This is a genomic window from Shewanella sp. 10N.286.51.B7 (genome assembly GCF_002873615.1).
Taxonomy (GTDB): Bacteria; Pseudomonadota; Gammaproteobacteria; order Enterobacterales; family Shewanellaceae; genus Shewanella; species Shewanella electrodiphila.
Genome location: NZ_MCUF01000023.1, coordinates 70089 through 84895, shown reverse-complemented (window position 1 = coordinate 84895; position 14807 = coordinate 70089). Strand labels below are relative to the sequence as shown.

Annotated in this window: 10 protein-coding genes; 6 read left to right on the top strand and 4 right to left on the bottom strand. The window is 38.5% G+C overall.

Translation table 11 applies throughout. From position 1 onward, the window contains the following. The first annotated feature begins 325 nt into the window (after nt 1-325). The 3 genes from BCU84_RS05605 to BCU84_RS05595 all read left to right on the top strand — a co-directional run bounded on the left by BCU84_RS05605 (nt 326) and on the right by BCU84_RS05595 (nt 3431). A complete protein-coding gene (locus BCU84_RS05605; protein ID WP_241906365.1) occupies nt 326-709 on the top strand; it encodes a hypothetical protein in 384 nt (127 codons plus the stop codon). 490 nt (nt 710-1199) lie between these two features. Further along, nucleotides 1200-2246, top strand: coding sequence for a sulfotransferase (locus BCU84_RS05600; protein WP_241906364.1), 1047 nt, complete (start codon nt 1200-1202; stop codon nt 2244-2246). Between the two features lie 18 nt (nt 2247-2264). Next, nucleotides 2265-3431 (top strand): aspartyl/asparaginyl beta-hydroxylase domain-containing protein, encoded by a 1167-nt coding sequence (locus BCU84_RS05595; protein WP_102527112.1) that lies wholly within the window; start codon nt 2265-2267, stop codon nt 3429-3431. Nucleotides 3432-3493: 62 nt separating this feature from the next. Here the strand turns inward: BCU84_RS05595 and BCU84_RS05590 are convergent, their stop codons facing one another. Together BCU84_RS05590 and BCU84_RS05585 are read right to left on the bottom strand one after the other, a co-directional pair. Next, nucleotides 3494-5071: a sulfotransferase gene (locus tag BCU84_RS05590; RefSeq protein WP_102527111.1), complete on the bottom strand. Its 1578-nt coding sequence runs from the start codon at nt 5069-5071 to the stop codon at nt 3494-3496. Nucleotides 5072-5479: 408 nt separating this feature from the next. Continuing rightward, entirely contained in the window at nt 5480-5755 is a 276-nt protein-coding gene (locus BCU84_RS05585; protein ID WP_102527180.1) for an HU family DNA-binding protein, read from the bottom strand. 235 nt (nt 5756-5990) lie between these two features. On the opposite strand from BCU84_RS05585, the gene BCU84_RS05580 reads away from it, so the two are divergent. The 3 genes from BCU84_RS05580 (at nt 5991) to rplY (ending at nt 8724) form a co-directional block, all read left to right on the top strand. Beyond that, nucleotides 5991-7424, top strand: a complete 1434-nt coding sequence (locus BCU84_RS05580) for a L,D-transpeptidase family protein (RefSeq protein WP_102527110.1) — start codon at nt 5991-5993, stop codon at nt 7422-7424. A gap of 151 nt (nt 7425-7575) precedes the next feature. Beyond that, on the top strand, nt 7576-8124 hold the full coding sequence (locus tag BCU84_RS05575) for a DUF882 domain-containing protein (RefSeq protein ID WP_102527109.1): 549 nt from the start codon (nt 7576-7578) through the stop codon (nt 8122-8124). Nucleotides 8125-8436: 312 nt separating this feature from the next. After that, nucleotides 8437-8724 carry a 50S ribosomal protein L25 gene (rplY, locus tag BCU84_RS05570; RefSeq protein ID WP_102527108.1) on the top strand — a complete coding sequence of 96 codons (288 nt, stop codon included), beginning with the start codon at nt 8437-8439 and terminating at the stop codon, nt 8722-8724. Between the two features lie 128 nt (nt 8725-8852). On the opposite strand, the gene BCU84_RS05565 is transcribed toward rplY, so the two are convergent. Together BCU84_RS05565 and BCU84_RS05560 are read right to left on the bottom strand one after the other, a co-directional pair. Then, nucleotides 8853-12854, bottom strand: a complete 4002-nt coding sequence (locus BCU84_RS05565) for a translocation/assembly module TamB domain-containing protein (RefSeq protein WP_102527107.1) — start codon at nt 12852-12854, stop codon at nt 8853-8855. Next, the gene (locus tag BCU84_RS05560) at nt 12854-14704 is read right to left on the bottom strand and encodes an autotransporter assembly complex family protein (RefSeq protein ID WP_241906363.1); all 1851 of its coding nucleotides are present in this window, start codon (nt 14702-14704) and stop codon (nt 12854-12856) included. Before BCU84_RS05560 ends, BCU84_RS05565 begins: the two co-directional genes overlap by 1 nt. Nucleotides 14705-14807: the final 103 nt, after the last annotated feature.

Sequence of the window (14807 nt, the reverse complement as noted above, 5' to 3'; positions counted from 1 at the left end):
ACAAATGAGCTAAAGAAAAACCCGTAAATTACCCAGATATGAATTTAAGGCTGATTTAGACGTAACTCATAGACGTTACTCAGTGGTTTTATCATTTTTATTAACATAGGCAGATAAATACTGATAATAACGTTACGCGTAGAGATAAATACGCATTGAGGAAGTCTAGTAACTCATCATTTTGATGTACATCAAAAATAATTTACATGAGTATTATCAGCGACTCAGGTTATGCATTGTTGATACGGTATAACCGTGCATCGACTTTAAGCTGATATTCTTAGTAAGCGTTAACGTTAACTAACATGGATTGTAAGGAGTTAATTTGACCTCGATTGATTATATGAAATGGATAATGATTGTTGCTGGTGGGCTGACTTGTTCAATGATCTTTGCAGTATTTGCTCCCCAAGAAGCGCTTATCAGTATGTTTGGAGAATCGCTAACAGAACCTTTAGCTCAGGTTGTTGTTAGAAGTTGGGGCTTTCTTATTTTTATGATCGGAGCCTTGCTCATTTATGGCGCATTTCGACCCATATATCGAAATTTAGCGTTAGTGCTTGCTAGCACAAGTAAAGTCGCATTTATTTCTCTAATCGTTTTGTTTGGCGCTCAATATATTGATAAATCTTTATTAACTATCACGTTGGATTCTATTTTTGTGATTGTATTCTTGGGCTATTTAGCCAAGGTTAAGCGCACAGCTTAACAAGCCAAAGTCATTGGCAATAAGAATACAATGCTTATCAATGTAATGGAGTGATGTGAATGAAATCGTATTTGGTATTTACATTCACTTTTAGTGAGTTATCCGGCTTTTGATATTGGCAGATTAATAACGTCCGCAGAAGACTTTTTCGAACTAACAAACTGATATACAGATATTAGGAACTGGAACCATTACTCGACTTCTCGGAGATGATAAAGAAAGTTCAATACACTAAAAGTTCATTGTCAGATCAAGAATATACAATAAATACTCCTAGCTCATTGCATTGATTAACGCCAACAATAAATAATTTCTGTGTTGGTGACATCATTGAATTTTTCGGTGAGTATGAATAGAACAGAGAAGGCTTTAATTCATTGGAGTCATCATGTTCTTGCAAATAAGCATTAGTATTGTTGGTTTGAATATCAAGGAAATCTAAATCAATAAGTTTACATCAATATAGCCATAACAGGCTAGTGTGCGTATTATGTTAAAAAACAATAACAATCATATTGCTATGCACTCATTTGACCGTCCTATCATTATTTTATCAGCACCTCGTTCAGGGAGTACTTTGTTGTTTGAGGTGTTATCAAAAAGTGAAGCAATTTACACTATCGGTGGTGAGAGCCATGCTTTAATTGAAACGATTCCAAGTCTCAATATTGCATATCGTAATTTTAGTTCTAACGCTTTGTATAAACAGGATCTTGATGACGGTTTACGTCAACAATTATTACAACGTTTTAGTGATAAACTACAAGATTACCGCTCTAACAAGCCGAATAAAAATGATAATGCACCAATTCGGCTATTAGAAAAAACCCCTAAGAATAGCTTAAGGGTTGAGTTTTTAAATGAACTATTCCCTGATGCTTTATTCATTTACTTGGTTAGAGACCCTAAAGATAACATCAGTAGTATTATGCAGGCGTGGCGTTCAAATAAGTTTGTAACTTATCCTAATTTACCGGGATGGAATAATCGTAATTGGTCTCTATTGTTACCTGATGATTGGCAAAAATTGAATGAAAAACCTTTGCATTCCATAGCTGCATTTCAATGGTTATCGGCTAATGAGGCTATTATGAACTCTTTACAAAAAGTCGATAGCTCTCGTTGGTGTATTTTGTCTTATGAGCAATTAATTAATGAACCTGAAATAACCATTAGTCGCTTGTGCAAATTTACAGAAACTGAGTTTGATACTTCTTTAGCTGCGGTATGCCGCGAACCTTTGCCTTACTCTCGTTATACCATTTCAGCACCTAGTACCAATAAATGGCTTGAAAACTATCACAGTATTGAAACAATTTGGCCTAATATAACCGGGACACTGAATAAGGTTAATCGTCATTTAGGTGCACATGGATGTCCAATATTTAAAACAACTTGGCAAAAGTTTGATATTCAGAAGCCTGAAGTATCATCAGCGTCTACAACTGGCACAAGCTATAACAGTGTAGCTCGAAACAGTCCTTGTCCATGTGGTTCTGGTAAGCGGTACAAACAATGCCATGGGGCATTGAATTAAGAACAGGAAAATCAAATTATGAAGTTACCTCATGAGTTTTATCAATTACCGCTTAGTTTTGATGTAAGACAATTAATCAAAGAAGTTGAACAGTTTGAAGAAGCTGACTGGGTTAGCCACCATGAAGGCTTTCAAGGTAATTCGGCAATCCCTTTAATATCTGTTGATGGTGGTTTTAATAATGAATTTAAGGGGGTAATGAAGCCAACTCCAGCATTACAAAAAAGCCCATATATGAAGCAAGTACTAGCATCATTTAATGAAGTACTAAGTCGTTCGCGGTTGATGCGTCTAGCTCCGGGGGCTCAAGTTCCTTTACATACAGACATTAATTATCATTGGTATAAACGTGTGAGAGTCCATATACCTATAACGACAACGGAAAATGTCCACTTTTTTTGCCATAACAAGCAAGTTCATATGGCAGCAGGAGAGTGTTGGATTTTCGATTCATGGAAACAACATAAAGTTGAAAATAATAGTGACGAATACCGTGTTCATTTAGTGGTAGATCTTGCAGGTTCTAGTGAGTTTTGGCGAACTATTTTCCAACGTTCTCGCTCAATTTTAGATGACAAATCTAAGGAACTTGAATGTCAATTTATTAGTTTTACAGATAATTTAACAACATCTATAAAAACTGAAAAGTTTAATGCACCAGTAATAATGTCAATTGCAGAAGTAGAGTATTTATCCAATGAGCTATTAAATGAAATAAAGTTAAATTTGCAAAATGTCTCAGAAGAGGTGACAGAGTTTACGCAGGTATTAAGTGAGTTTATTGCTGACTGGCGAATACTTTGGCTACAGTTTGAAACAACTAAATCTGGTTGGCCGCACTATCATTCACTACGAGAAAAGACGATGCTCAAAGCAATTAATTGCGGTAAGTCTCTGCAATTATTGCACTCAGGATCGGCCTTAAAAGCTTTCGAACAGTTAGTGATTATTTCTTGTATGAATATTGAGTTAAGTGAACTGAATCAAGTTGCTAATAAAAAGACGCCATTCTCGGCGCCTAGCATTGCGAGTAATGGGGTTCCTCAAACTGATAAATTGGCAACTAAAATTAAAGGTGGCACTAAAGGTGCTGTTAAGGCATTAGTTGTACCACATTCTAGAAACAGCCCATGCCCATGTGGCAGTGGCAAGCGTTATAAAACATGCCATGGAAAAATGAATTAACATTATTTAACTAAATGTATGTCACTTTTAATTAAAATAAATAGGTTTCATATAGGCGTCTATTATTTTCCAAAAAATAGCCTTGATGCTTTTTTCGTAATGGCATCGAGTTTAGCAATTTCTTTAGCAATAAAAGGTTTATATTTCTCTGATTGCCCGATAGCTTTAGGATCCATAGGTTGTCTGACCTGACTTGCACTAGGTGTCAATACCACACGATCTGAGTTATAAAAGGTAAAGCATTGTGCTTCAGTCGGTAATTCACAGTAGTTAAGCAGTTTTTGGATCTGTGATTCAGGTTCTAGTACTAATTTTTCAAAACAAATATGACGAATCTCATTTGGATAGAGTTTATCCCAATACTCCATGATATCTAAATAATATTGCCAATAACTATTTATTCCATTAAAGGTATATGAATAATCATGCCCAAAACTGAAAAACTGTTTAAACACACTCAAACCATTATCGACGGTATTCCGAACCACATTGATGATTTTTGCTTGGGGAAATAGGGTTTTAATCAATCCAATATGTAAGAAGTTGTTTGGGTTTTTATCAATAAAATAAGTCGGTATATCAACAAAATAATTGTTCACTTCATTTAAATACTGTTGACGCAACTGAATTATTTCATTGGCAGTAAGATGGCTTAGTTTATCTTGATATCCGCCTGAAATGTCCATTTTAAGAGCAAACCGCTCCATGAACGGCAGCTCATCTGTAGCTCCAACATCGGTATGACATGCTAATATCTGTTCAATCAGTGTTGTACCAGAACGAGGCATACCTACAATAAATATCGGGGTTTGATTAGTCGTTGGCAACTCTTCAATATGGTGAGAAGGGGTATGCTTAAGTAAAGACAGCACTATTTTTGCGAGGAAAGGTTGTTTAAATGGTCGATATGTCGACATGATGTGGTTAGCTAACAACATGGATTCAGTTGCTTTATCAATTTGGTGAGCTTGTTCATATGCTTTACAAAGAGCAAAATGCACTAAAGCCTGATTTTGTTCATTGAGTGAGCTGTCAACTGCTAATTTTTGTAACTCAGCCATATCAATATGATTAAATCGATATTTCTTTAAGTCAGCTAGACTCCAATAACCCACTCCGGCTTGTTGTGGGCGAAGTGTAATATATAGCTGATAAAAATCTGCAGCACGAAGCGTTTCACCTTTAGCTTTATAAATATGGCCTAAATTAAGTTGTAAAGCGGGTTCAGAAAACCCATTTTCTCTACACCAATTAAAACTCTGTTCAGCTAATCTCATGTCGCCAGTTTTCGATGCGATTAGCCCCATCTTATAATGGTGTTTTGTCATCAAAGGCTGAACATTAATCAATTGTTCTAAATATGCTTTGGCAAGAAAGAAATCTTCTTTTATTTCGGCAATAGCTAACAATCCGTTTAAGGTAGAGATAGAGTTTGGTTCAATAGCTGAAGCATTCGCAAAATATTTTTCTGCTTCATTGAATTGCTGTTGTTGCAAATGAATGTGGCCAAGTAATGCAGTGGCTTCCACATGTTTATCATTGCGCTTTATCACTTTGCGAGCATAAATTCTTGCAGATGAAAAATTTTTTGATTGGAATAGTGACTCTGCCTGGCTTAAATATTGTTCAATAATACTCAAACTTAGCTCCTTTAATTATATTCTCTATTCTGCTCAATTATATATGAGATAAATTTGATTTTTAATCATTTGTTTACTCGATGGTAACATAAATAACATTATAATTTTTGTGTGCAGATCCAGCTTAAACTTCGGATAGTAGCCAGTAAAAAATATTTTAAGATAAGTTCTCGAGAGGAGGTTGTTGACTTGGTTAAGCATTAAATAAGAGGTTAACTAATGTAGCTTGTGTGTAATTAACAACCGTTTTTAAAGTAATATTATAGTGTCGTGGGAGTTGAGTCTCTTTCTTTTTTCAACTTTTATTCGTTGAACTTAGATTTGAAACAACATTGAATTGTCAAAGCTTTTAGCTGATTTAACTAAAAGCCCCGACGTTTTAATTGTTTAGGCTTACATAAAAATAAATTAGCTGTTGATGTGTTTTTTAAATGCAGGAGCAGGTTTAAAGCTAGGTTGATTGAAGCCTGGAATTTCTATGCTCTCACCTGTTTTTGGATTACGTCCATTTTTTGCTAAATGGTAACGAAGTTCAAAGGTGCCAAATTGTGGTAAATACACTTTCTCACCTTCTGTTAAGGCTTTATGAAGCTGTAATAGGATCTGCTCTAATTGTGGTTTAGCTATAGATTGTGAAATGCCCATGTCAGATGCCATGGTTTGTACAAGTTGTTTCTTATTCATAAAACTACTGCGATAAATAGATAAAATATTTTTGCGGGGCACGTTTATATCAGTTCTGCTAAAGCATTCCTAGTTTCTTAAGGACAATTATATGTTTAGTGGCTCCTTGTTTATGTAGTTGCGCTAAATTCCTCCACCTTTCGTAGTAACTTGTAACGACTTAACACTGTCTGTAACACAAGGTTGATAATTTTTTGCCATACTGAATATATTAGTTTGAAGGAGGAGGGGCTGAATGAAAGTATTGCGTTGTTGGCGTTTAGGTTTCGCCATGTTGTTTATGATGTCACTTCTGTTGAGTTTGCCTGCTAAAGCCTCTTCTGAAAATCAAGCTACCTATAAAACACTCGCCCAACATGTGATGTTAATTTCGTTAGTTGAACCTACCGCTGACAGACAGCAGTATTTGGCTATTTTAAAAGGTCATAGTGAGGCCGAGAAGTTTGAGTATATTGATGCTATTCAAGCTGACATTGCTGAATTCTGGCATCAGCGTGGGGTTGTTCTTTCTTATGATAAATTAACGAATAATGCCTCGTTAAAACGTAAAACCTTTGCTTTGGAACCCAATGCTGAAGACTATTTAAGTGTGCTTAATCATATCCGACGATTGATGTGGCTTAATACTAGGCACGAATGGGCCAGCATCCAACCCGGAGGGTTATTGCGCCCAGGTGACAGCCATAAAACGATTAGCGCTATTTCCCAGCGACTTTGGCTTTTAGGCGATTTGTCTTCTCGCTCAGAAACGCAATATATTTTCGATAATACTATTGCCCTAGCTGTCGCAAAGTTTCAGTCGCGTCACGGTCTAAAGCCTGATTCTGTTATTGGCCCACAAACCTTGCACTGGTTGAATCAAACACCAATGCAACGAGCTGAATTACTTGCCGCTAATTTTGTCGATAAAACCAGTTATCAAAGTGACTTAGGCGAGCAATACCTATTAGTCAACATTCCTGCATTTGAAATGATACTTGTTAGTGACAGTCAAGTTGCCTTAACTTCAAAAGTCATAGTGGGGCGTTCGTATCGAAGAACCCCAGTAATGAAAGGGCAGATATCGAACATTGTCATTAACCCGACTTGGACAGTACCCAAAAAACTCATGCGCCGTGACATCTTGCCTAAGGTCGCCGAAGACGGCAGTTATATCAGCGATAGGCAGTTTGATGTATTTGATGTCACTGGTACTAAGGTGAATAAAACCCCACAAGAATGGCAAGAAGTTGTAAGGACTGAACCATTTCCTTATCGTTTAGTGCAGCGACCTGGGGAGATTAATGCTTTAGGTCGCTATAAGTTTCATTTCAAGAATGATTTGAATATCTATTTGCATGATACGCCCGATAAAAATTTATTCGCAGAAGATGATAGAGCGCTTTCATCTGGTTGTGTCAGGATTGAAAAAATCCAAGAGCTTGCGGAGTGGTTTGCAAGCAACGTCGTTATCGATAAACGAACTTGGCAGCGCATGCAAACAGATGCCAGCAAAACCCAGTGGTTTTCTTTATCTCAAACAGTTCCGATTCATTTTGTTTATTGGAATGCTTGGGTAGATGACGCTAACCTCGCTCAGTACCGTAATGATATTTATCATTTGAACAACACCAAACAAACAATAGTGGCGAATAATTCTACATCTAGACTTCAAAGTGCCTCTCGATAAGTGATTGACCTGATTATAACTTACTAACATGTACAAAATTTAAGCTGATTTTGTCGACTTGATCGCTTGCTATTGCCTTCCTTTCCGTTTAACTTCCCTTTCAGTTGTGTAAAAAACACACAGGTTTATATTATTAGAAAGTGGTGAGTTAATGTCTTTAGTTTGTCCTGCCCGTCGGCAAGTATTATTAGGTTTAAGTGGTGTTGCAGTCGCATCAATGTTTTCAACCCCAGCTCAAGCAAGTCGTTCAACCCAAGGTTTTAGGGAGTTGAGTTTTTATAATCGTCACACTGGCGAGCGCGAACAAGGACAGTTCTGGGCTGAAGGCGAATACAACCAGGAGACTTTATCTTTATTTAGTAAAGTACTTCGTGATCATCGACAAAACCAATCAGCTCCTATGGATAAACGTCTTTATGAGTTTGTTTATAATTTACAACAAGCCATTGGCAACACTGATGAAGTGCATGTTATCTCAGGCTATCGTTCTCCGGTGACTAACAATATGTTAGCTTCGAAAAGTAACGGAGTGGCTAAAAAAAGCTATCATATGAAAGGCATGGCGATGGATCTTGCCATCCCTGGAGTAGAGCTTAAAACATTACGTGATGCTGCACGCTCTTTAGAACTCGGCGGTGTAGGTTATTATCCACGTTCTGGTTTTATCCATGTGGATTGTGGCCCGGTCAGAAGTTGGTAAAATTTCATTTCTGTCATTAATAATCAAAGTATTGGTTCAAGTATTAAGTAAAGTACCTATTAGTCATGCAACTATGCGTTTTTTAGGCTTAGTGAACAGAGCGAATGGTATGAAATCAATGCTAATAACTTGTTGAGCTTAATGAGCTGTGTTAGAATCCGCGCGCTTTGGTTTAATTAGCTTTAGTTTAATCAATCGATTTGGTTCAAATACCAACTTTTGTGTAACCAGCATATGTATTAAACAAGCACGAGTTGTTATTGGTCGAAAATAACAACATCAATTTATTTATTTTTATTAAGTGAGAAACACATGTCTTACACTATCCAAGCTGAAATCCGTACTGAAATCGGGAAAGGTTCGAGCCGCCGCCTACGTCATGCGAATTTAGTTCCTGCTGTAATCTACGGTCCAGGTAAAGAGCCTATCTCAATCAAAATGGCTCAAAAAGATATCGTAAACATTCAATTGAATGACGATTTCTACAACACAGATTTAACTCTAGTTATCGATGGTAAAGAAGTTAAAGTACGTGTTCAAGCTATGCAACGCCACGCGTTCAAAACTTTAGTTGAACATATTGACTTCAAATTTGCTTAATCGTTAATTTGAATGAAATAAGCGCCTAACGGCGCTTTTTTTATGTCTGAATTTTACTGAGAAAATTAAAGGTAAAGGGATTAAATATTAAAGTTCTAATTATGAGAATAGAGAATAGCAAACTGACGCTAATCGACGTTGAAGCTATAATAAATATCGAGTGATTGGTTCAATGTGCCCGATACCGTTTCTAAGTACAATTGCGACAATATGTAATATCGTACGGTCATTTCGTAACCTGGGTTAAATACCCCGATACCATACTTCACCATTAAGTCTTCGCCAATATAACCACTAATTGCAACGCGGCCCTCATCGTTTGCATCGAGCTGAACATTAGAAAAACCAAACTTTTCAATTAAGCCTGTCGCAGTAGAGCCAATGTTATTGATTGCTCCACCACCAAACTGCGAACCTAATGTCAGTGCTGCTCCCATCATCAAAGCACTGTTTTGTTCATTAGTAGAACTGCCAAACCCAGCGCCAGTCACGATGTAAGATAAAATTTCCGCTTGTTCTTTAGCTGGGCTCGAAAATAACGTCACGATAGGGCGCATTGCAGTACCTGTGACTCTGACACCTGCAGTGAGATCTTCCTCTTTTATTTCACGAACCGCTTCAATATTTAAGTTAGGCACTTCAGTAGGGCCTGAGAACTGCACATCACCTGTGCTTATGGTTAAGGTTTGCCCCATAAACTTATAAGTACCTCGGCTAACTCTAATGTCCCCAAACAGTAAAGGTGGTTTAAAAGCTTGTTGTTGCAACAGTATGGTTCCGTTTAGTTTTCCACTAAGCCCCATACCGTCAATGGATACTTCTGGGCCAAGGTTAATGTTTAAATCTGAGACGATGGCATAAGGGCTAACCCTTTGCTCTTGTTCAGAGATAGAGTCTTTAAATACGACGTCAGATGACACCGCCACACCACCTTCAGCAAGCTGCACAACGGCGATTTCACCCGTTGGAATGTCAACTTTACCGGTTACAGCAAGTTGTTCTTTATTGAATTTGAGATTGATATCTGGGGATACTTGTAAAATAGCAATAGGCGGCTCGATAACAGCCAGTTTGTCGCCGTTAATATCAATGTCACCGCTGAAACGGCCTTGAGGCCAAGATAAAGTGCCATTGATTTGTGCCTGGCCGTCTCCCATCGCTACACTGCCATCAAGCAAGCCTTTTTGCCCCTTTAACGCCATGGCGAGATTTATATCATTGATAAGCGTTGGGTTACTGGTGGTTGCAATAGCACCTTTAGATAATGAAATACTGCCTTTAGCCATTGGCTTTTCAAGGTTGCCTTCAAGTGCTAAGTCAGCGGCAAATATCCCTTCGAGTGTTTCAAGTTTTGGGAAAAAACCTTGTAAGTGAGATAGGTTTAATGCATCAACATTAATATTGCCTTTTAATGCCCGACTTGGATCTGTGTTGACGGTAACTTGGCTGTTGATAGTGGCAATTTCTTCAGCCTCTACAGTAAGTTTTGCTTGCAGTACTTGTTCGTTTAGCGCTGCGGTGAGTTGTATAATATCGTAGTGTAAATTGATAAAATCTTTGCTGGTGCGCCTAAGTTCAAGTTGACCTTTTGAAAAATTGATATCAGCATTTGCTTGAAGCTTTTCTGTCTCAGACCAAGTTGCTGAGACTGAAATATCTGAATCCCCAGTCCAAGAGAATTTAGTGGGCAATATAGGCTTTAATAGTAATCCTGGCGTACCTTGAGCAGTTAATTGAATATCCCCGATTTTGCCAAACGTCGCAGGAGTTTCTATGCATAAGTGATTGTTGGGGTGGTTAATACAAAAAGGATTGACGCTACCTTGGCCATTTTTTTGATCCCACATAACCTCCACAATTCTATCAGTGGCCCATGTACCTAAAAAGTGAGTGACTGATAAAGACTTTATCTGTGCATCAAATACTTGGCTATTCTCATCGAATTTATTATCGATAATGGTATTGATAGCGAATTCACCAGCGGTAGAAAACTCAAGGTGTTGTTGATTTAGGTTTCCTGATGCGTTGATTAACAGCTGTGATAAATCGATTTCTTGCCAAGTAAACTGGTCATTAGTGATATTAAGTTTAAATTGATGCTGGCTTAACGGTAAGTAGTGAGCATTAAGATTTAACAGTTCAACTTCCATATCTAGGTATTCAAAATCAAACACCTTACCTGTGATATCGACAATCGGTTGTTGATCATCACCAGTCACATCAATTTTTGCGTAAATGCCGCCAGTAGATTGGGGCAACCACTGGCTAAGGTCGGGCACAGTAAGCTCTGCGTCGACATCCCAAATTTTATTGGCTTGACCATTAATAATAAGCTCAGCACCTAGTGCGGTTGCATGTAAGTTATCGGCATTGACCGCCAGTTGCTCATTTAACTCAATATTGCCACTGACAGTTAATGGAAACGCATTTAACGAGCCATCGAGCGCGGCATCAGCGATTTCAATGTGCCATGTTTCATCGCCAATGGTGCCGGCAGATGATAATTGACCATTGATGTTACTGGTCAACTCGGTGAGTTCGTATAAATAACTGATTTTCTCTAATTGTAAGGTTTCAGTTTCAAGTTCTGCTTGCCAGCTAAATTCATCTTTGAAGTTAAGTAAACCATTACCTTTGATGTTACCTGCATCAGATAGGATATTAATGCTTGAGATAATGAGTTGTTCACTTTCAAAACTAATGTTGGCGTTCACATCCAGTAGTGGATGAAAAGGGCTTAATAATTCGGCGTCAAATATGGCTGATTGACTGTTGATATCGCCTTTACTGGTTAACTTATCAATCTTGGCAAAATAGTCAGGCATATCCAATGGCCACTGCAGATCTGCCTTTGCTATTTCTAATTGATAATTCATTTCAGGACGACTTAAGGCAATAGTACCCTCAAAGTCGATATTGATATCACCAGATGCTGAGACTTTTACGGCTAAATCATCGAAGCCATTTTCAGCTTGAATGCTTAAGGTTTGATTGGATAACTCAGGAAGCTCTGTGACATTGTTGAGTGAGAACTGAGCATCAATTGTCATCGGGTAATCATCATTTAAACTGATATCGCCAATCAGTGTTGCATCGCCATATTGGTGAGTAACTGCTAACTCTTGAATATCGATTAAGTATTCTACGTAGCTACCTTTTAAAGCAATATGAGCAAAAGTATCTTCACGTTCGCCTAAAAGCATCACACTATCTGTGGTCGTTAATTCATCAACATAGATAGGGAAGGTCATGTAAACAGCCGGCAAATTTGCCATTGCCCATTCTTCTATATCCTGCTTGTCTGTCGCATTACTTTGCTCAGATTTGGCATCAATATCAGTCTCATCAGAGCCAAGTGGAATATCTACCAATAAATCTTTGCTGTGAAGGTAACTGACACGAAGGCCACTTTTATTCCACAGTGCTTTGCCCTGCAGACGTCCAGCGTTGTAACGCATATCATTGACACTGACTTTGACGTTATTCAAGTCCAAATGGTTAAGTCCGATGATCACTGGCAAAATAAGAGGTGAGGGCTCATCAGTTTCATCAGTATTAAGTGCTGCATCAATTACATTTGCATCCAAGTTTTGTACATTTACGCTTTGCTGATTATCGTCTTGTGTAATGTTGACAGCATTAAGACGTTCAGCATCAATTGATTGTGCTTCAGGTGCTTCAGGTGCTTCAGGTGCTTCATCAAATTCATCGGTTGCAACACGTACATTGACCTTGTTCGCTGTTAAGCTGTCGACACAAATTTGTTTATTGAACAAACAAGTAGGTACCCAGGATAAAGATAAATCTTCAACTTCAACGGATACCCCATTCATTGACCAACTGGCATAATCAAACTCGAGGTGTTTGTTAATGGTGCCCGAACGAATATCCAATTCAAGATTAGGAACAAATTGATTGGCAAGCAAAACACTAATCCGAGCGCCGATAGGGGTGCCAAGTAAGACGGCTACAATGATAAGTATCAGTAAAGGAATGTAGATAAAAAGACGCGTGGACAGTTTAAAAGCACTCCAGCATCTTTTTAAAGCTGACTTTGGCGGTGTCGCCGCAGGAATTGTCCCATTCGTTGAACGTGTATTGTCTGCCGTTGGGGAAGATTTTTCAGTCATTATAGATCTGTCCCCATTGTTAAGTGAATTCGCCAAGAACGATCAATCGTGGTGGTTTCTTTTAGGCCGACACCGACGTCCAATTTGATCGGACCAATAGGTGAAATCCAATGGATCCCGCCGCCGACTGACACAACAGGTTCAAACTGCTCTGTATCAAATGCATTACCCGCATCAACAAAAGTGCCGACTCGCCATGTATCTGTTAAATAGTACTGGTATTCTAAACTACCCACCACGAGATAACGTCCACCTACAACCTGACGTGATACACCGCCTTCAGAGTTGATATATTCGATGTAAGGACCAAGTTCTTGGTAACCATAACCACGAATGGTTTGGTCGCCACCTGCAAAATATCGCAAAGAAGGTGAAATTTGAGCAATCTCATCAGAATCAGCGATATTTGCACCCATATCGAGTCGAGTGACAATGCGGTGACGGTCAAAAAAAGTGTCAATCCACTTAAATTTAGCTTCAATTTTAGTCAAATTAATTTCTGAGCCTAAACTTGAGTTACCGTATTCAATACTGTAGACCTGCCTGAAACCAGATTTAGGGTCGAGTGTATTATCGCCTCGAGTGGTTTTACCAATCCCGATGCCAAATAATAAAAACTTTGGATCATAATCGGTGTCGGACTGGTTATAAAACTCTTGGTTAAATTCTACCGAGTAGCCAAACAACCAATCATTATCTAACCTCTGTTGTCTGATCACCCCTATTAAACGTTTTTCTGACTCAAGCTGGCCCGTGTAATCGTAACTACGGTCATCAGGATTATAGTCCTGTGTTACCCCGTATTTATCTCGTAATAAACCCACTCGAAATTTCAGTTGGTCATCTAAAGGATGAGTCAATGGAATAGTGTAGGTGGTTAAGAATTTAGGTTTATCCGGTGACCACTCCATGGTGGTTTCTTGAGTATGTCCATAGCTGTTAATCTGCGGCATACGCCAAGTGAGTCGTACTCTTGGATCAATCGAAGATTTCTCGGCGTTATTACCAATGTCAGCACCTAAACCCACTTCAAATGAATGTGTCGGGCGCGGGCCTAATTCTACTTTAATGGGTATTTCAGTATTCGACATTCCATCAAGTTGCGGTAAGACTTTAATGCCAGCGAAATACCCTGTATCAATCAGGTTTCGATTTAAACGATTTAGCCGCTGAGTTGAATATTTGGCATGGGGATCAAACGGGATAAGGTTTTCTAAAATATCGTCGTTAACGGTTTGACCTGAAAATTCGACATTACCAATTGAATAGCGTTTACCAGATTCAAAATAGAGGTGGATCCGTGCGGTATTCAAATCTCGATTGACTTCAATGTCTGAGCGTGTGAATGAACCATCAAAATAGCCGCGAGCTAGCGCTAAGGTAACCAGTTGAGATTTAAGCTCAGAGTAAACACCATGATTTAATACATCGCCAGGTTTGATTGTCAGCAGGTTCATCCATCGATTAAAACTGCTGTCATCGAGCATCTCATCACTGAACTTTATGTCTATCCATTCAATGATGGTAGGTTTGCCCTCATCAATCGACACATTTAATGTCCACGGGCCTTTTTCTGCTTCGGTTACTTCAATATCGACTTTTGCGTGATAATGCCCCATCGATTCTAAAGCGGCATTAACATTGTCTTCGACGGTAAATAAGAAGGCACGGCGTTGTACTGCAGAGTTGGGACTTTCACCCAGATGAGCTCGAATATTCTTGTTAAGCTTGTCAGAGGCACCTGTTAATTTGATATTTAGCCAATCATCTTTTGCCCAAGCGAAATTCGATGCTATCGAAACGAGAGCAACGCAAATGACTAGGCAATACTTAAACGATTTGGATAACAATGAATGAATGCTTATCAACGGCCAATTACTTATAACCTATTGTCGCCAGAATACTGCTAACAGGCAAGGTTATGATTGAAATTACCGCCTGAAATGGTTACAA

Excerpts from the sequence above, each read along its gene's own strand:
- BCU84_RS05575 (WP_102527109.1), top strand. The coding sequence starts at position 7,576 with ATGTCTTTAGTTTGTCCTGCCCGTCGGCAAGTATTATTAGGTTTAAGT.
- BCU84_RS05565 (WP_102527107.1), bottom strand. The coding sequence starts at position 12,854 with ATGACTGAAAAATCTTCCCCAACGGCAGACAATACACGTTCAACGAAT.
- rplY (WP_102527108.1), top strand. The coding sequence starts at position 8,437 with ATGTCTTACACTATCCAAGCTGAAATCCGTACTGAAATCGGGAAAGGT.
- BCU84_RS05595 (WP_102527112.1), top strand. The coding sequence starts at position 2,265 with ATGAAGTTACCTCATGAGTTTTATCAATTACCGCTTAGTTTTGATGTA.
- BCU84_RS05600 (WP_241906364.1), top strand. The coding sequence starts at position 1,200 with ATGTTAAAAAACAATAACAATCATATTGCTATGCACTCATTTGACCGT.
- BCU84_RS05585 (WP_102527180.1), bottom strand. The coding sequence starts at position 5,755 with ATGAATAAGAAACAACTTGTACAAACCATGGCATCTGACATGGGCATT.
- BCU84_RS05580 (WP_102527110.1), top strand. The coding sequence starts at position 5,991 with ATGAAAGTATTGCGTTGTTGGCGTTTAGGTTTCGCCATGTTGTTTATG.